Raw genomic sequence first — 17764 nt, 5'->3', positions numbered from 1 at the left:
CGTGATAACACGCAAGGCTGCCCGATTGTTCCCGGCGTCGCATTCGCCGCGCCGAGGCCCAGTAGCCCACGGATATCGCGCGCTCTTGGGCGGCCGTGGTCATGACCGGATATCACGACGGTCACCGGTCCGGCCTCGGCGACGGACGACGGCGTGGCGCGGCTGTCGGAGCCAAGCACCGAGTCATCGGCCACACCGATATCACTCGCTCCGCCATGACGGAGAGCGGTTCGCGCATGCGCTCAGGTGTAGCCGATGAGCCCGGAGGACAAGCTGTCCAGGTGGAGGGCTTCCAGCGTCTGGTCGCGCACGTCGGGGCAGTAGTGGATAGTCACGGCGTCGATGAAGGAATGGTCCCGGATGATGGCGCCCTCGAAGTTCTGGTACTCGGCGGCCCAGGTCCGGACGTGACCCTCGAAAGAGATCAGCCCGACATCCGGGTGCTCCCGCCAGGTAGCGGTGTCGACTAGCAGCATGTCGCACAGATAACCGGCGGCGACCGGGCCGACCTCCTCGACGGACGGTTGTGGTGGGGGCTGGGACGCCGGTTCGTCACCGGAATCGTCGGAACACGCACCCAGCACGGCGGCCGCGGCGATCACCGCGGCGAGCCATGTGCGTGACATCCGGCGGCCCGACGGGGAAGTGCTCATGGCGAACCTCCTTTCGACCAGGGAGTACCCGCCTCGGCGGAGTCGACTCGGTGCCGGTGACGATCGGACCGCGGCGCGCCAGGGCGGCGCGTGACTTCCCGCCTTGACCTTGACACTGTGACAAGGACTTGAGTGATTCGGCGAAGGAGGTGGTTGTCGTGAACACAACCAACCATGAGGTGGATGTCCGCCTCGTCGATGCCCTCGCCGCGCCGGATTCGTCGGTTCGACTGCGGGCGGCGCTGTCGGCCGGCACAGTCGGCGATCCACGGCTGGCCCGGATCCTCATCGATCGGTGCGCGATCGAACCGGACTTCTTCGTCCGGGACATGCTGACCTGGGCATTGTGCCGCCTGCCTGCCGAGCTCACGCTGCCGCTGCTGCTCGCCGAGCTCGATTCCGAGACCCCGCAGGCCCGCAGCCAGGCGCTGCACACCCTGTCCAAGATCGGCGATCCGAGTGCATGGCCGGTGGTGTCGGCCCTGCTGCACGACGAGCACGACGACGTGGCGGTGAGTGCCTGGCGCGCGGCCGCGGTGCTGGTTCCGTCCGGCGCGGAGAGCGAACTGGCCTACGACCTGGCAGCTGCTCTGGGCCGCGGCGACCACCAGATGTGGTTGAGTCTCAGCCGCGCTTTCGCCGCGCTCGGCGACGCCGCCGCACCCGCCTTGGCCGCGGCGATGACGCATCCCGACCCGCACGTGCGCGCCCACGCCGAGGCGAGCGAACAGTTGCGGCTCGACCCCGACAGCGGGTTCGCGTCATCGGTCGAGCTGGCCAAGCGCGCCGCCGCGCTGGGCCAGAACGCATGACAGGAGGCGACGGCATGTTGATCGGTGAGGTCTCGCGGCGCTCCGGCGTCAGCACCCGGATGTTGCGTCACTACGACGCGCTGGGGTTGGTGACGCCATCGGTGCGCACCGCGAGCGGCTACCGCGAGTACTCCGCCGACGACATCCGTCGCCTCTTCCATGTCGAATGCCTGCGCACCCTCGGGTTGTCGCTGACCGAAGCCAAACGCGCCCTCGACGATCCCGGCTTCACGCCCGGAGACATGGTGGAGCAGCTGGTCCGGCGCACCCGCGCCAGGATCGCGGCCGAGCAGGATCTGCTCAGGAAACTCGAGCGCGTGGACGCGGCCGCACCCGAGCAGTGGGAGGCGGTGCTGAGCGTCGTCACCCTGCTGCATGCCCTGGAGTCGGAATCGGGGGCCGACCGGCAACAAGCGGTGCTGGCCCAGTACGAGGGCGCGACGTTACCGGTCGACGCGCTGGTAGCGGCAGCGCTGTCGGAGGAGGACCTCAATGTCGCGGGCGCCCTGCGCTGGTCGTTGGCGCGGGCAGCCGGTGCCGGCCTCGACGACCTCGCCGCAGGGTTGGATTCGCCGAAACCCGAGGTCCGGCGCCGTGCGGTGGCCGCGATCGCGGACGTGCCGACCGCCGAGGCCACGGCCGTGCTGCGCCGCGCGCTTGGCGATCCCGATGTTGCGGTCCGGGACCGTGCCGCCGTGGTTCTCGGTTCCCGTCACGTCACCGAGGCGATGCCGCACCTGCTGGAGATGGTGACCGAAGGCCGCGCCGACGTCGAGGCGGCCGAGACGCTCGGCGTGCTGGCGGCAACCGCGGCCGACGACATCGTCGCCGCCCTGCGACACCGCCTCGACACCGACGACCGGCCGACGCGTCTGCGGATCACGCAGGCGCTGGGCGAGATCCCCGCGCCCGCCGCCCGTCAGGCGCTGACCGAGTTGAGCGGGGACGACGATGGGTGGGTCGCCGCAACGGCCGTCGCCGTCCTGCGGGGGACGTCCGGCCCGGAAGAATGAGTCGCTGGCACCGGGAGCTCGCGCCCCCGCGGCCTCCGAGGGTGTATCGCCCTGCGAAGTCCTCGTGCACACCCGCCCCGGATGACGTGCCCCGTCTGTTGTCGCCGGTGTCAGGCTGCTCGGTCGAGTCGACTGCCGAGCCACGCCTCGATATCGTCAAGCGCGGCCTGCGCCATCGGCGTCGGATGTCCGGTGAACCCGTGCGGTGCACCGGGATAGATACGCAGGTCGACCTCGGCCCCGGACGCCGACAGCCGGGCTGCCATGGCGAGATTGTCGTGCAGCAGAATGTCCTGCTCGCCGACAACCATGAGAATGGGCGGCAGACCGGCTGGTTCGGCGTAGATCGGCGAGATATCAGGATGGGTGCGGTCCGGCGCCGCCCCCGCATAGGCCTCGAGGAAGTACTCGTCCGCGATCAGACGCCCCGCCGGTGTCTGGGCGCTCAGATCGTACGTCCCGAATTGCAATACGGCACAGTCGAATGCGTCGATACCGCGCTCGCGCAGCCGCAACAGCGTCGTCATCGCCAGCGTCGATCCCGCCGAGAACCCGCCCACCGCGAGCTTCTCGGTGCCGAAGCGCCGTTCGGCGTGCTCCACCAGCCACAGCGCGGCGGTTTCGCCATCATCGGGCGCGGCCGGCCACGGATTCTCCGGGGCGAGCCGGTAATCCACGCTCACCACCGCGATCCCCAGCGCATCCGCGAGCCGCCGATTCCGCACATCGCTGCCGGCGGCCGACCCCATGTAGAACCCGCCCCCATGGAACTCCAAGAACACTCCGTTCACCGTCGCGCTCACGGGCAGATGAATCCGCACCGGCACCGAGCGCCCTTCGGCCTCCACCACCTCGTCGACCGCTGGTGGATCCACTGAAGGATGGCCACCGGCACCGGCCCGGACCTCACGAAGCTCCTCGACATTCCTCGGCCCTCGTCCCGGGGTTCGGTTTTCGTAGAACCCACGCGACTCGTCGACGAGAGGCCGCAGGCGGGGATCGATCAGATGGTCTAGTGCGAGTCGCATGAACACTCACGGTACTCGAGCCGACGCGATCCATCGGCCCCGAAGCGGCGACCCGGCCATTCGCGCGCGCGATAGCTTCGGCCACACCTCGTCCCGCCCCAGTCCGAGGCGCATGTACCGCGCGTGCATGCTCACTGTCACCCCGGACCGTCGGGATGCGCGAGATCATAGGCGCGAGAAACCTTCTGGGGGACCACCATGCGCCAAGCGTCCACGACCAGCTCGCGCGCCTCGGCTCGGTCCAGGGCGGCGAGATCGGCGTGCACCCAGTTGAACCGCATGTCCGCCGCAGACGGCAGCTGGAACTTGTGCGGTTCGCTCGCGACGAGGGCCGCCCGCTCCTCCTTCGGGAACGCGAAGCCCATCTCCGTCTCATCCAGGGAGAACGCGACATAAACGATCTGCCCGACGCGGAACTTCAACCTGCCGCGCACATACACCTCGTACGACCGCTCGAGCTCGGTGCCCAGCGGCCGAACGTCGTCGAGTAGTGCCATGCTCGGGCCTTCCTTCGGCAGTCGGGAGCGATCGCAGCAGGCCGTCTTTACTCGCGGCACACCGGGCTCTCCCTGTCTATGACCCTATCGAGAGACCCGCGGTGCGCCGTCGAGGTCAGGCCCAGCCGACGGTGGATCGGTGCGCCCGTCGGCCATGAGGTGTGTGGATCGGTGGCCACGCATCCCGCGGCCTAGTGCTCCCGGATAAGTATCCGCCTGAGTCGGCTAGCCGGCATTTGTCCGGCCAGGCCGTCGTCAACACGCAACCGAGGATGACGTGCTCGGGTTCGAGTTCCCGCAACACGGTGCGCCGCACAGCGGTGGCGTCGAACGGGTGGGGTCGGCGCGGCTTCGTTGACGGCCGGCCGGTGGCGGGGGAGTGTGGAGCGATGACGGGAGATCTGACGCGTCACGGTGTCGAACTGTCCAACCTCGATCAACCCTTGTTCGATCGGGCCGACGCGAGCAAGGGCGATCTGCTGAACTATCTGGAGTTCGCCGGTGAGCGGCTGCTCCGAGTGCTTCGCGGGCGGCCACTCTCGGTGGTGCGAGTGCGGCCGGGGCAGGAGCCGTTCATGCAGAAGAATCTCCCGAAATACACGCCGGAGTGGGTGGCGCGAACGACCGTGTGGGCGGAGAGTTCGCGGCGCGAGATCAGCTACGCGCTGTGCGACGATCTGCGGACGTTGATCTGGTTCGGCAATCAGCGTGCCGTCGAATATCACCCCACCCTGTACTACGCCGAGTCCGCGCCCGCACCCACGCACCTCGTGCTCGATCTCGATCCCGCACCGGGCCAGACCTTCGCCGACGCGGTAGCCGGTGCCCGCCTGATCCGGGAGGCGCTGGCCGCCGACGGGCTGGCGGGCGCGGTGAAGACGAGCGGTTCCAAGGGGCTGCACGTCTTCGTGCCGGTCGTGGCGGGTATCGATGTCGAGGACGCCGCCGCGGCCACGCGGGCGGTCGCTGCCCGCGCCGAACGCATCGACCCCTCGATCGCCACCACCGCCTTCATCCGCGAGGACCGCCACGGCAAGGTCTTCCTCGACGCCACCCGATCCGGCGGCGCCACCGTGGCCGCGGCGTACAGCCCGCGCATCCGCCCCGGCGTCACCGTCTCCTTCCCGCTGCCGTGGTCGGAACTGGACAACGTGACGCCGGCCGATTTCACGATCCGGACCGGACCGGAGCTGCTCGGCGACAACGACCCATGGCGTTCGGAAATGCCTGCTCCGCAAGAACTTCCGCAAGACCTGATAGACGAGGGGCACACGATCCCGGTAGCGCGAGTGCAGGCCATGCACGAGGGTAAGCGACGGGCGCGGGCCCGGCGAGCGGAATGACCGGGCGCGATCAGAGCCGGATGACCGAGAGCGCACCTGATTCGTAGTCGGCGCGCAAACGCTTCTTGTCGAACTTTCCGACGCTGGTCTTGGGCACTTCGTCGACGATCGCCCAGTTTTCCGGCAACTGCCATTTGGCGACCTTGTCCGCGAGGAACTGCCGTACCTCGCCGGCGGTAGTCGCCGGATCACGCAGCACGACGACGGCCAGCGGCCGTTCGTCCCACGTGGGGTCCGGGATGGCGACGACGGCCGCTTCGGCCACGCCCGGGTGGGCCATGACAGCGTTCTCGAGATCGACCGAAGAGATCCACTCGCCGCCGGATTTGATGATGTCCTTGGTGCGGTCGGAAAGGGTGAGGTACCCGTCCGAACTGATGGACCCGACGTCACCGGTGCGCAACCAGCCGTCGTGGAACTTGTCGGCCGCGTCGACGCCGTAGTACGAACCGGTGATCCATGGACCGCGGACTTCGAGTTCGCCGAGCCCGGCTCCGTCGTGCGGGACGAGGGTGCCGTCGGCGGCGACGAGGCGGGCTTCGACCGAGGCAGGGAATCGGCCCTGCGAGTAGCGATACCTCCAGCGCCGCTCGCCGGTGGCATCGGCAGGCGGACGCGCGACCGAGCCGAGCGGGGAGGTTTCGGTCATACCCCACGCATGCAGCACCTCGACCCCGTACTCGTCCGCGAACGCGTGCATGAGGGCAGGCGGTACGGCGGAACCGCCGATGAGCACCTCGCGTAGCGAGGAGATATCGGCCGGATTATCGCGCAGGTACAGATGCAGGCCCTGCCAGATGGTTGGCACGGCGGCCGCGAAATCGGGCTTCTCGGCGGCGATCATCGCAGCCAGCGGAGCCGGTTGCAGGAACCGGTCCGGCATCAGCAGGGAGGCGCCGATGAGGAACGCCGCATAGGGCAATCCCCAAGCCATGGCATGGAATTGGGGCACGACCACCAGTGCGCGATCACCCTGGGCGAGCCGCGTCGCATCGGTCATGCAGACCTGCATCGAGTGCAGGTAGATCGAACGATGCGAGTAGACAACGCCTTTCGGATCGCCGGTGGTACCGGAGGTGTAGCACATGGCGGCGGCGCTGCGTTCGTCGAGCGGCGGCCAGTCGAAGTCGGTGGCACGACCTGCCAGCAGCTGCTCATAGCTGTGCACCTGAACGCCGTCGGGTGCTTCGCCGGCTGCCGCAGGATCGTCGCCGGTCACGATCAGATGACGCAGGCTGGTCAGTCGCGGCAGGTGCGGACCCAGCAGCGGCAGCAGTGATGCGTCGGCGATGATCACCTGGTCTTCGGCATGTTCGGCGACGTGCACGAGCTGGTCGGGGAACAGCCGGATGTTGAGGGTGTGCAATACCGCGCCCATGGCAGGCACCGCCAGATAGGCCTCCAGATGTTCGGCGTTGTTCCACATGAAGGTCGCGACCCGCTGGTCACCGCTGATGCCGAGTTCGCGCAGTGCGTGTGCGAGTTGGGCGCAGCGCCGGCCGATCTCACCGAAGCTACGGACCCGCGGACCGAACTCGGTCCACGTGGTCACCTGCGCCCCGGCGTGCACGGTGCTGCCATAGCGCAGCAACCGGCTCACCGACAGTTCGACGTCCTGCATCGTGCTTCGCATGAGAACCTCTCCTATCGCAAGATGACTTGCGATATCTACAGTAGGTGGGCGTGGGCGTGAGCAAGTAACGCAAGTCAAGTTGCGATATTGTCCGCGCCGAACGTCGCGGTGCCGGCGGCATGCCTCGAGGCTCGTCCGTCGCCGTGGATGAAAGTGAACGGGACAGGGCTCTCGACGATGGCCGAGCCGCCGCTGACCGAGACGTGCAGCAATCCCTGTGGCGTCGGGGCCGCGCCGCGGAATTCGGCGACCGTGCCGAATGCCGGAGCGATCCGTGCCGAGGCGAAGCCGGGCTCGTCTGGTTGGATCCCGAGCAGATACTGGACGAGGTCGCGAGTCGGTGTCGCGCTCCAGCCGTGTGCCGGGGTACCCCAGCCCCAGCATTCGCCGAATGTGTCGTACCCGTCCGCCCGGAAGCCGCTCCAATCACGCAGTGCGCGAACCAGATCGGCCTTGCGCCCGCACTCGGCCAACGCATCGTGCACAAGGTAGGAGCCGAACGGCTCCGCGCGGACCGACTCGGTATGCGGGTTCCAGGTGAGGGTCTGGATGCCACGCATGTGCTCGGCGATCTTCTCGTCGTCGTAGCCGCCGTCTCCGCCGACCCACGTACGGACGACCATACGGTCTCGATCTGTGATCCAATCGGCGATGGACGTCCATCGACCGCGCGGGGCCAGACCGGAAACGATCGCGGCCGCACCGGCCAGTTGCGACGCGGGCGGCTGTGGCACGCCGTCGAGCACGTGGTCGATGTAGGTGCCGCGTTGCGCGTCCCAGAAGATTTCGAAGCCGGCTTCAGCATCTGCCAGCAGCCTTCTCGCCCAGTCGGCGTTGCCGCGGTTGCCCAGATAATCGCTCATCTGCGCGAACTCACGCAGGCCGCGAGCCCACAGCGCGGTCAGGATGGAACTCGCCCCGGTCAGGTAGATCGCCGACCAGTCGACGAGGGTCCATTCGGGCACGTCGGTGAGTACACCGCCGGCGTCGCGGTACGGCAGAAACCAGCGCAATATCTGCTCCGCAGCCGGAAGCAGCGAGCGCAGCGTCTCGGGGTCGCCACAGTACCGAAACCAGTTGTGCACGCCGTGAATCCAGTGCAGTGCCCAGTCCGGAATGGTGGCGCCGCCGTTGTACTCCATCTCGCCGACGACGCTCTTCGGCAGCATTCCGTCGGACCGGGGGGAGTTCGCCAGCTCGAGGTACCACTGTGCGAGCGACCAATCCGTCGACGTCGTCAGGTGAACCATCTGATGAACCACTCCGTCGCCCACCCAGGCGCGCTGCTCCCGGGTCGGGCAATCGGTGAAGGCATCGGCGGAATTCAGCCACACGGTGCGGCGACCGGCGGCGTAGAGCGCGTCCAGTTCGGAATCGCTGGATGAGAAGTAGGCGTCGCCGCGCAGCGGGTACAGATGCTCGCGCACCCGGATTCCGCTGAGTTGGATCTCGCCGGGGACGTCCGAGGAGACGAGCAGGCGGATATAGCGCAATCCGCTGACCTCGAGTGCGCGGAAACGGTCGTCGCTGCCGCGCGCTATATAGCGGGCGCCGGTGATATTCGCGATTGTTCGCGGCACCCCCGGGTCGATCGGACGTTCCTGGTACCACAGGTCCACCCGCGTGCCCGGTGGCGCCAGCAGATCGAATTCGACGAAACCGCACACGATTCGGCCGAAATCGACGGTGACCAGCCGCGCCGTCGCCGACTCCGCCGTAAACGAAATCGGCTGGCCGACTTCGGCATGGTCGAGTCCGGTATGGGTGGCGCAGAAGGCCTCGACCTGGGTGACCGGATGCTCGACCGGCGCATCGCATGCCACGGCGGGGGAGAGGAGATAGCTGGTGGGCCGGCAAGCCTCGCCGGTGAGGGGCCCGATAGGACGCGGCAGCAAAGCGCCGTACGGATCGGTCGGTGGCCGTGATCGCGCCAGTGCGCCGGGATGGCCTGCGCGGGCGACCGCCGCCACCGGCCAGGCGTCGTCGATGCGCCACTGTGCCCACTCCGGCGGGATGGCGCGCGCATCGACCACCTCGACCGGAACATCATGGAATCCCACGAGCGGCGCAATGGTCCAGCCCGTGAGTCGCTGCACTCGCCACTGCTCGTCGGTGACCAGCCAATGACCGTCGAGCTCGCATTCGAATACCACCACCGCGTGCGCGCCGAGCGTCGCATTGGGCGCGGCTGGTTGCCATAACGAGTTCGCCGCAGCGTAATAGGTGACCAGCACGGTGACGGCATTGGCGCCCGGCCGCAGAAAGGGGGCCAGTTCGTAGTCGTCGTAACGCATCCGCCGAGGCTGCGAGCGCACCGGGCCGCGGCCTACTTCCTTGCCGTTGACGAGCAGCACGTAGCGGGAGTCGGCGGTCAGTCGGGCGGGCGCTCGATCGGGCACCGAAGTCAGGGTGAATTCGCGGCGGAACAGGTGACGTGCCGGCCCCGAGCGCACCGAATGCGTCAGCTGGGTATATCCCTGCGGCGTCTCGACCTCGTCCGGATGCCCGATCCAGTGGCCATGCCACGCGATCGGCCACCGGACGGGTTCTGCAACGCTTGCGCGCCCCGGCTGCGTCGTCGGGTGCTGAACCATGGGAGTTCTCCTTCTCGTCTGTCAGGCGCGGCTCGGTGCGAGATCGGATGCCGTCGTGCCAGGCTCGGCGGCACGCGGCATGCGATCGATTCGGAACCCGATAGCCGCGGCGGCGGCCACCAGAACGGTGAGCGCGGCGAACAGCGCTCGTGGGCCCAGATCGAGGAGCAGCGGCGTCCACAGGGCCATGATTGCCGCGAGCACGCGGGCGAAGGCGATGGTCGCGCCTTGGGCGGTGGCCCGCAGCAAGGTCGGGAACTTCTCCTGGGTCCACACCTTGTAGATGCCCTCGAAGGCGAAAGCGGCACCGATACCGCCGATCAAGCCGCCGATCGCCAGGGACCACACGCTGACCCCGGCAAGTGCGGGCAATCCGAAATACAGCAGCAGGCCTGCCACGCCCGCGGCGTACCACCGCATGCGATGCGGGCCGTCGACCACGCGCATGAACAACAAGGCCAGCCCGATACTGACGGCCTGCATGGCGAGGCCGATCGCCGAGGCCACCTGAACTGTGCTGCCGGCGACCTTCACATACATGTAGGTGCCGAACTGGCCCTTGGTGTTGGCGGCCAGGTTGGTCATCGAATAGAACAGCGTCAAGGCCACGAATGGTGCCAGGTAGGGCGGCCGGAACAGATCACGCAGGACGGACATGGTCACGCCACCGTTGTCGACGGCGGCGAAGCGCCTGCCGACCCACTGTGCCGATTCCGGCACCCGGAGCCGGAGCAGCAGCACGATCAGTGCGACGGCGGCGATGTGCGCGTACAGGATTCGTGCGCCGGCTGCTCCCATGTCACCGACCAGCAGGCCGAGCACCTGGGTGACGACGATCCCGATGTACCACAGCACTTGCGACAGCCCGACGAGTTTGCCCTTCGCGCCGGTGGGCGCCTCCTCCGAGATCATCGCCAGGGAGACCGGCAGGTCGGCGCCGGCGGCGAACCCCACCATGATCATGCCTGCGGTGAGCATGCCCGGCCCGTTGGCCGCGGCCAGCAGTGCGGCCCCGGCCGTCAGCAATCCCATGGTTGCGAGGAACACGGTGCGGCGCCCGTAGCGGTCGCCGAGCCGCCCGCCCACCAGCGCACCTGCCGCGATGGCAAATGTGAGTGCAGAGGACAGCGCGCCGATCGTGCCACGGCTCAGGTGCAAAGGGTCCTGATAGAGGACCAGTGCAACGCCGCTGGACACGATGGCCGCGGAATCGAGGTAGGAGGCCATGCCGGCAATCCCCGAGCGGAACCAGATAGTGCCCGAGATCTCCGTCGTTGGAGGTGCCATTGTTCTTCGCTTTCCACGCTGGGAGGCCGCGCGGGTGCTGTGACCTTCGACGATCAGCGTCGATCGGGTCGCAGCGTACCCGGCGCGGGCCGATAATGAAACGATTCACTCAAAGAGGAGTGAATCGGCACACAGGTCGAGCACGGTGAACGGGTTTGCCGTTTGGGGACTTGACCTGTGTTGACTGTGTGGCGAGTGCGGTGACTCCGGAACGGCAGCGCGGCTGCCGCCATGAGATGAAACGATTCAGATCGCGTATGCTGGGCGAGACGAAAGCGCGCGGCATGAGGGCGGCCCGAATGCGAAGCACATCCGCCGCGCCTGGACGGAAGGAGTGCTGTGGCTTCTCGGCGGGTGAACGCCCGGCACGGGATTCGTGTCCGCGATGTCGCCGAAGCTGCGGGTGTGTCCCTCGGCACGGTGTCGAATGTGCTGAACCGGCCGGACACGGTGAGCCCGAGCACCAGGGCCCGGGTGCAGGCCGCGATGGATCAGCTCGGATTCGTGCGCAACGAGTTCGCCCGCCAACTGCGGGCCAGCACCAGCCGCACGCTCGCCTACGTGATGATCGATGGCGCCAATCCCTTCTTCATGGATGTCGCCCAGGGCATCGAGGAGCAGGCCCAGGCCAACGGTCTGTCGCTGTTTCTGTGTAACAGCGCAGGCCGGGCCGATCGCGAGCAGGAGTATCTGGCGCGATTGGAAGAGCAACGCGTGCAGGGCATTCTGATCACCCCCACCGACCCGGATGCCGCCGTGCTGGACCAGCTGGTCGCCCGCGGCACCCCGGTGGTGATCGTGGATCGCCACCGCGACGCCGAGACCCACTGTTCGGTTGCCGTCGACGACGTGCTCGGCGGTGAACTGGCGGTCGACCATCTCGTCGAGCTCGGCCACCGCCGGATCGCGTTCGTCGGCGGCCCCACCGAGATCGGCCAGGTGCGCGACCGGCGCGCGGGAGCGCTGCGCGGCCTCCGGCGGGCCGGGCTCGACGCGGAATGCCTCATCGATATCCCGACCGCCGGGCTGACGGTGGCCGAAGGCATCCGCGCGGGCGAACGCCTGCTCGGGCTACCGTCGGCATCCCGGCCGGCCGCGGTCTTCTGCGCGAATGATCTCCTGGCGCTCGGCTTGTTGCAGCAGTGTGTGAGCCTGGGGCTGCGGGTGCCCGACGACGTGGCGATCGTCGGATACGACGACATCGAATTCGCCGCCGCGGCGGCGGTACCGCTGACTTCGGTGCGCCAGCCCCGCACCCTGCTAGGCCGCACGGCCGCGGATCTGCTCCTGAGCGAGGTTTCCGACACCGAGCACCGGCATGAGCAAGTACTGTTCGCGCCCGAGCTGGTGGTGCGGCGCTCGACCCGCGGCGCGGGATGAGCGGTGCGGCGGCTCATTTCGCCGGAGCCGGGGCTGGAGTAGGAGCCGGCTGGTTGATCGTGGTGAAGTACTGGACGGCGGCTGCGACCACCACGGGCGCGGTCACCAGCAGTTGCCCGGCCACAGCTCCCAAGGCGCCCACAGCCATGATCCCGCCGATGCAGCCGATGGCCGCGGCGGGCAGGAACGCACCGAAGAGGCCGACGATCGCGGCGGCAGCGACGGTCGCGCCCGCGATACCGCCGAGTACGCAGCCCACGGCCGCGCCGCCGAGCGAGCCGACCAGCGTGCCCACGGCCGCGCCGACGGAAATCGTGCTGGTCAACCGGGCCCAGGCGGCCTGCTCACGTTCGTACTCGGTGCGCCAGGGCGCCTGATTCTCGAACGGCAGGGCCACCGGGCGATACGAGGCATGTTCACGCTGGAACAACGGCGTCAGTGTCGCGGTATGGCCGGAGATCGTGGCGGCGATGGGGAAGACGAAATCATCCACCCGGAAGGCCAATTCGGTGCCGCCGACGGTTGTCCCGCCCGGCGCCCGCACCAGAAGTTTCCCGTTCTCCACGACGAAGGTGCCCGCGTCGATGGTGATTTCGGTGCGGTCGCCGAGGTGCGTTGCGGTGTAGCCGATCGCTTCGTCCTGTGGTGTCGCGTCGGCGGCACCCGCCGTGACGCCGAGAGTGCCGATCAGGGCGGCAGCGGCCAGAGCAGTGGTTCGAGTCTTCATCGATATGTTTCCTTCGTGAGCGGGTCGAGCAGTTAACGGGGGAAGGTGTGCATGGCCGGGCGGCCCAGGCGGGTGAGCTGGGTGACGTGGCCGGGACCGAGATCCTCGAGGCAGCCGACTCCGAGCAGGCGCATAGTGCGTTCGAGCTCTTCGGCGAGAATGGCGATCGCGCGGTCCACACCGGCCGCACCGCCCGCCATGAGCCCGTACAGGTAAGCGCGGCCGATCAGGGTGAAGCGGGCGCCGAGCGCTATCGCCGCGGCGATATCCGCGCCATTCCTGATCCCGGTATCCAGGACGATCTCGAGGTCGCTGCCGACTTCCGCGACCACCCGTGGCAGTAGCTGAAACGGCACCGGTGCGCGGTCGAGTTGCCTGCCGCCATGATTGGACACCACGATGCCGTCGACGCCGCATCGGGCGACCCGCACCGCGTCCTCGACCGACTGAATGCCCTTGACCACCAGCTTCCCCGGCCAGCGCGCTCGGATCCAGCCGAGATCCTGCTCTGTCACCGTGGGGTCGAACATGGTGTCGAGCAGCTGGGCGACCGTGCCGGGCCAGCGATCGATGGACGCGAAGGCGAGCGGTTCCGTGGTGAGGAAATCGATCCACCAGCGCGGGTGCGGCAGCGCGTCGAGCACCGTGCGAGCGGTGAGTGCCGGCGGCACCGTGAGGCCGTTGCGGCGATCGCGCAAACGCGCACCCGCCACCGGCACATCCACGGTGACGAGCATGGTGTCGAAACCGGCCGCCGCAGCCCGATCGATCAACGCCATCGAGCGATCCCGGTCCTTCCACAGATACAGCTGGAACCAGTTGCGCCCGTGCGGGTTGGCGGCATGGACGTCCTCGATACTGGTGGTCCCCATGGTGGACAGCGCGAACGGAATGCCTGCGCGGGCGGCCGCCCGCGCACCCGCGATCTCGCCCTCGGTATGCATCATCCTGGTGAATCCCGTCGGTGCGATGCCGAAAGGCATGGCGACCGGTGCCCCGAGGACGTCCCATCCGGTGTGCACGTGAGCGACATCGCGCAATACGGACGGATGGAATTCGATATCGTTGAACGCGTCTCGTGCCCGCGCGATAGATATTTCGGCTTCGGCCGCGCCTTCGGTGTAGTCGAAGACCGCACGCGGGGTCCTGCGGCGAGCGATCACGCGCAGGTCGTCGATGGTTGCCGCGGCCGCCAAACGGCGTCTGGTGCGGTGAAAATCCGGCCGCCGCGGACGCAGCAGTGGCGCCAGTTCGCGGGGCCGTGGGAGTCGGCGCTTCACAGGCGGGTCTTTCGTATAGGCAGTGGATTCGGCAGGTATCGGCGGGCCGGAAACGCCGCGGCGACGAGGTTGCGCGCGGCGGCCGCGTCGTCGGGGATCGCGCCGTGTGCCCGCGCCTGGGTCAACGCGTTGCCGAGCGCGCTCGCCTCGACAGGGCCGGCCAGTACCGGAAGTCCTGCATGATCGGCGAGCAGTTGGCACAGCAGTTCATTGCGCGCGCCGCCACCCACCAGGTGCACGGTTCGTACACCGACACCGGACAGCTGGGCGGCGGTGTGGACCGCGTCGGCGAACGCCGCAGCCAGGCCGGTCAGCACAGCGCGCACGATCGCGGGGCGATTACCGGGGGCGGGCAGATCTCGCTCGCGATACCACTGCGCAATACGCCGTGGCATGTCACCGGGGGCGAGGAATCGCGGGTCCGCGACGTCGAGCACGGCGACCGGATCATCCGCCGCGGCCGCATGGTGTAACAGACTGTCGAGGTCGGCGGGATGGCCCTCGCGTTCCCACTGCCGCATCGATTCCTCGAGCAGCCACAGGCCCATCACGTTGTGCAGGAACGTGATCCGGCCGTCGGCTCCTTGCTCATTGGTGAACCCGGCGGCGCGGCAGGCGGGATCGAGAATCGGATGCGGCAATTCGACGCCGACCAGGCCCCAGGTGCCGCAGGAGACGAAGGACGCGGTGGCGGGATCCATCGGGATAGCGGCTACCGCGGCTGCGGTGTCGTGGGACGCCACCGCACGGACCTCGGGTCGTCCGCGCAATCGCAATCGGCGCATCACCTCCGGCAGTGGCGCGCCGAGCGCGGTGCCGGGCTCGATGACGCCGGGAAACAGCCCGGCGGGCAGGCCGGCACGATGACACAACTCCGCATCCCAGCGCCCGTCGACGCCGAGCAGCCCGGTGGTCGAGGCATTGGTGCGTTCACACACCGCGCGACCGGTGAGCCAGTACCCGATCAGGTCGGGGATGAGCAAGGCCTGATCCACATCGTCGAGCAGCCCCGCGGCGGCGTCGGCGGCCAGCTGATAGATGCTGGTGAATCGCAGGAATTGCAAACCATTGCGCCGGTACAGCTCGTCCGGGTCGATCTGCTCATGGACGAGCCGCACCCCGAGCTCGGCGCGTTCGTCACGATAGTGGTGCGGTACCCCGATCAGCCGCCCGTCGCGCAGCAGCCCGTAGTCGACAGCCCAGGCGTCCACCCCGATGCCGTCGAGCGGCCCGTCGTCGAGGTCCGCGCGCGCGAGGCCGCGGCAGAGCTCGGCGAACAGCCAGGGAAGGTCCCAGTGCATCGCCTCCCGGTTGCCGTCCCAGATGTGGACGGCGTCGTTGCGGAACCGATGCACCGGGCGGAGGCCGAGTTCGCCCGCGCCGACTGTCGCCAGCATCACCCGCCCGCTGCTCGCGCCGAGATCGACCGTCGCGAACCGTGCAGCCGGGCTCATCGCAGGAACGCCGCGGAGACGCCGGCGTCGACGGGCACGAGCAGTCCGGTCGTGCGGGCGAAATCGCCGGCGCACAACGCGAACGCGGCCGCGGCGACGTGGTCGGGAAGCACCTCGCGTTTGAGCAGCGTGCGGTCGGCGTAGAAAGCACCCAGCTCGGACTCGGCAACGCCGTAGACAGCAGCGCGTTCGGCGCCCCATCCGCCGGCGAAGATGCCCGAACCCTGCACCACTGCATCCGGATTGATGCCGTTGACCTTGATCCCGGACTCGCCGAGTTCGGCCGCCAACAGCCGCACCTGATGGGCTTGATCAGCCTTTGCCGAGGCGTAGGCGATATTGTTCGGCCCCGCGACAACGGCGTTCTTCGAACAGATGTAGACGATGTCACCGCCCATGCCCTGCTCGACGAGCACGGCAGCCGCGGCCCGGGAGACGAGAAACGACCCGCGGGCCATCACATCGTGCTGAAGGTCCCAGTCCGCTGTCGTCGTGTCGGCGAGTCGCTTGGACAGCGACAGACCCGCATTGTTCACCACGATGTCGATGCCGCCGAATGCCAGCAGGCACTGTTCGATCGCGGCCTCGATGGAACCTTCGTCGGTGACGTCGGCGGTGATACTCGTGGCGACGTCGGCGGAACCGATTCCGGCGGCGGCCTCGCGTGCCCGTTCGCCGTCTCGGTCGGCGATCGCGACGCAGGCGCCTTCGGCCGCGAAGCGCCGTGCGATGGCCAGCCCGATGCCCGACGCAGCGCCGGTGATGAGGGCGACTCGCCCCGCGAGCGGCTTCGGTGCGGGAAGACGGGCGAGCTTGGCTTGCTCGAGTTCCCAGTATTCGATGCGGAACTTCTCCGATTCGCCGATGGGTTGGTAACGCGAGATGGCCTGCGCACCGCGCATCGCCGCGATGGCGTTGCGGTAGTACTCACCGGCGATTCTCGCGGTGTGCTTGTCCGGGCCGTAGCTGAACATTCCGACTCCGGGGACGAGCACGATTGCGGGGTCGGCTCCGCGCATCGGCGGCGTGGATTCATCGGCGTATCGCTCGTAGTACGCGCGGTATTCGTCGCGGTAGGTGCGGTGCAGCTCGGTCAGCCGATCGCGGCAGGTCTGCGGGTCGGCATCGCTGGGCAGGTCGAGCACCAGGGGCCGGATTCTGGTGCGCAGGAAATGGTCCGGGCAGCTGGTGCCGAGCGCGGCGAGATCGGGATGGTCGCGTGCGGCAAGGAATTCGAGCACCTCCGGATGGTCGGTGAAATGGCCGACGCGCCGGTGATCGGTGCTGACGAGGCGGCGCAGATGCGGCGCGAGGGCTGCCGCCTTGGCCCGGCGCTGCCGCTGCGGCAGGGGCTGGTACCCGGACAAGGGCGGTCCGAACGGTTCCGGCCTGCCATTGTCGTCGATATAGCGCTGGATGGCGCGGATGATCTCCAGCGAATTGGACTCCGCGGCCGCTGAGGTCGGGCCCCACGCGGTGATGCCGTGACCGCCGAGGATTACACCGATGGCCTGCGGGTTGGCCTTCTCGATGGCGGCGATATCGAGTCCGAGCTGGAACCCGGGACGGCGCCACGGCACCCATAGCACCCGATCACCGAAGATCTCGGCGGTGATGTCGGGCCCATCGGCGGCGGTGGCGAGGGCGATGCCTGCGTCGGGATGCAGGTGGTCGACGTGGGCCGCGGTGAGCAGGCCGTGCATGGCGGTATCGATCGAAGGTGCGGCCGTCGAGCTGCCGTGACGTGCGTAGTCGAACAGCGCGACCATCCGGTCCTCTTGCGCCGGGCCCGGATAGACCCCGGTCATGGCTCGCAACCGGTCCAGGCGCAACACCGCGAGTCCGTCCTCGGTGAGGGTGCCGAGATCGCCGCCGGAACCCTTGACCCACAGCAGTTCCAGTGCACTGCCGGTGATCGGGTCGCGCGCGGTGGCCTTGGCAGAGGCGTTACCGCCGGCGAAGTTCGTGTTGCGGGGGTCGGAACCGAGGCGGTGTGCGCGCGCGAGTAATTCGGCGACGACGGTATCGGACATCGGGGATTTTCCTTCGACGGTGTGGACGGG

14 protein-coding genes are annotated in these 17764 nt (G+C 68.3%); 4 read left to right on the top strand and 10 right to left on the bottom strand.

The genetic code is table 11. From position 1 onward, the window contains the following. Positions 1-242: 242 nt before the first annotated feature. Positions 243-653 carry a hypothetical protein gene (locus AC5W7N_RS27820; protein WP_495922635.1) on the bottom strand — a complete coding sequence of 137 codons (411 nt, stop codon included), beginning with the start codon at positions 651-653 and terminating at the stop codon, positions 243-245. A gap of 149 nt (positions 654-802) precedes the next feature. On the opposite strand from AC5W7N_RS27820, the gene AC5W7N_RS27815 reads away from it, so the two are divergent. Both AC5W7N_RS27815 and AC5W7N_RS27810 read left to right on the top strand, forming a co-directional pair. Continuing rightward, positions 803-1465 carry a HEAT repeat domain-containing protein gene (locus tag AC5W7N_RS27815; protein WP_495924217.1) on the top strand — a complete coding sequence of 221 codons (663 nt, stop codon included), beginning with the start codon at positions 803-805 and terminating at the stop codon, positions 1463-1465. 14 nt (positions 1466-1479) lie between these two features. Next, positions 1480-2478 carry a HEAT repeat domain-containing protein gene (locus tag AC5W7N_RS27810; protein ID WP_194989366.1) on the top strand — a complete coding sequence of 333 codons (999 nt, stop codon included), beginning with the start codon at positions 1480-1482 and terminating at the stop codon, positions 2476-2478. Between the two features lie 110 nt (positions 2479-2588). On the opposite strand, the gene AC5W7N_RS27805 is transcribed toward AC5W7N_RS27810, so the two are convergent. Together AC5W7N_RS27805 and AC5W7N_RS27800 are read right to left on the bottom strand one after the other, a co-directional pair. Continuing rightward, on the bottom strand, positions 2589-3506 hold the full coding sequence (locus AC5W7N_RS27805) for an alpha/beta hydrolase (protein ID WP_163812698.1): 918 nt from the start codon (positions 3504-3506) through the stop codon (positions 2589-2591). 137 nt (positions 3507-3643) lie between these two features. Next, on the bottom strand, positions 3644-4003 hold the full coding sequence (locus AC5W7N_RS27800; protein WP_163812700.1) for an MmcQ/YjbR family DNA-binding protein: 360 nt from the start codon (positions 4001-4003) through the stop codon (positions 3644-3646). 389 nt (positions 4004-4392) lie between these two features. Between AC5W7N_RS27800 and AC5W7N_RS27795 the strand changes: the two genes are divergently transcribed. Beyond that, positions 4393-5346, top strand: coding sequence for a DNA polymerase domain-containing protein (locus AC5W7N_RS27795; RefSeq protein WP_495922634.1), 954 nt, complete (start codon positions 4393-4395; stop codon positions 5344-5346). A 10-nt stretch (positions 5347-5356) separates the two neighbouring features. Here AC5W7N_RS27795 and AC5W7N_RS27790 read toward each other — a convergent pair whose 3' ends face one another. The 3 genes from AC5W7N_RS27790 to AC5W7N_RS27780 all read right to left on the bottom strand — a co-directional run bounded on the left by AC5W7N_RS27790 (position 5357) and on the right by AC5W7N_RS27780 (position 10800). After that, positions 5357-6979, bottom strand: a complete 1623-nt coding sequence (locus AC5W7N_RS27790; RefSeq protein WP_495922633.1) for a long-chain fatty acid--CoA ligase — start codon at positions 6977-6979, stop codon at positions 5357-5359. A 74-nt stretch (positions 6980-7053) separates the two neighbouring features. After that, a complete protein-coding gene (locus AC5W7N_RS27785; protein ID WP_495922631.1) occupies positions 7054-9573 on the bottom strand; it encodes an alpha-L-rhamnosidase-related protein in 2520 nt (839 codons plus the stop codon). A 21-nt stretch (positions 9574-9594) separates the two neighbouring features. Continuing rightward, a complete protein-coding gene (locus AC5W7N_RS27780; RefSeq protein WP_495922629.1) occupies positions 9595-10800 on the bottom strand; it encodes an MFS transporter in 1206 nt (401 codons plus the stop codon). Positions 10801-11199: 399 nt separating this feature from the next. Here AC5W7N_RS27780 and AC5W7N_RS27775 point away from each other — a divergent pair, with 399 nt between their 5' ends. Then, complete coding sequence (locus AC5W7N_RS27775; protein WP_495922627.1) at positions 11200-12240, top strand: LacI family DNA-binding transcriptional regulator; 1041 nt, start codon at positions 11200-11202, stop codon at positions 12238-12240. Between the two features lie 13 nt (positions 12241-12253). Here AC5W7N_RS27775 and AC5W7N_RS27770 read toward each other — a convergent pair whose 3' ends face one another. Genes AC5W7N_RS27770 through AC5W7N_RS27755 form a run of 4 tightly spaced genes read right to left on the bottom strand, consistent with a single transcriptional unit; the run spans position 12254 to position 17734 of the window. Beyond that, positions 12254-12967 (bottom strand): DUF8020 domain-containing protein, encoded by a 714-nt coding sequence (locus tag AC5W7N_RS27770; RefSeq protein ID WP_195021622.1) that lies wholly within the window; start codon positions 12965-12967, stop codon positions 12254-12256. 32 nt (positions 12968-12999) lie between these two features. Further along, positions 13000-14247: an alpha-hydroxy acid oxidase gene (locus tag AC5W7N_RS27765; RefSeq protein ID WP_495922625.1), complete on the bottom strand. Its 1248-nt coding sequence runs from the start codon at positions 14245-14247 to the stop codon at positions 13000-13002. Further along, positions 14244-15701, bottom strand: coding sequence for a rhamnulokinase (locus AC5W7N_RS27760; RefSeq protein WP_195021624.1), 1458 nt, complete (start codon positions 15699-15701; stop codon positions 14244-14246). The genes AC5W7N_RS27765 and AC5W7N_RS27760 overlap by 4 nt, the downstream gene beginning before the upstream one ends. Continuing rightward, positions 15698-17734: a bifunctional aldolase/short-chain dehydrogenase gene (locus AC5W7N_RS27755; protein ID WP_495922624.1), complete on the bottom strand. Its 2037-nt coding sequence runs from the start codon at positions 17732-17734 to the stop codon at positions 15698-15700. The genes AC5W7N_RS27760 and AC5W7N_RS27755 overlap by 4 nt, the downstream gene beginning before the upstream one ends. Between the last annotated feature and the right edge of the window lie 30 nt (positions 17735-17764).

This window comes from Nocardia sp. CDC519, assembly GCF_059509835.1.
Note: the sequence above shows the minus strand (reverse complement) of the source record. Positions and strands in the feature narration are given on the sequence as shown.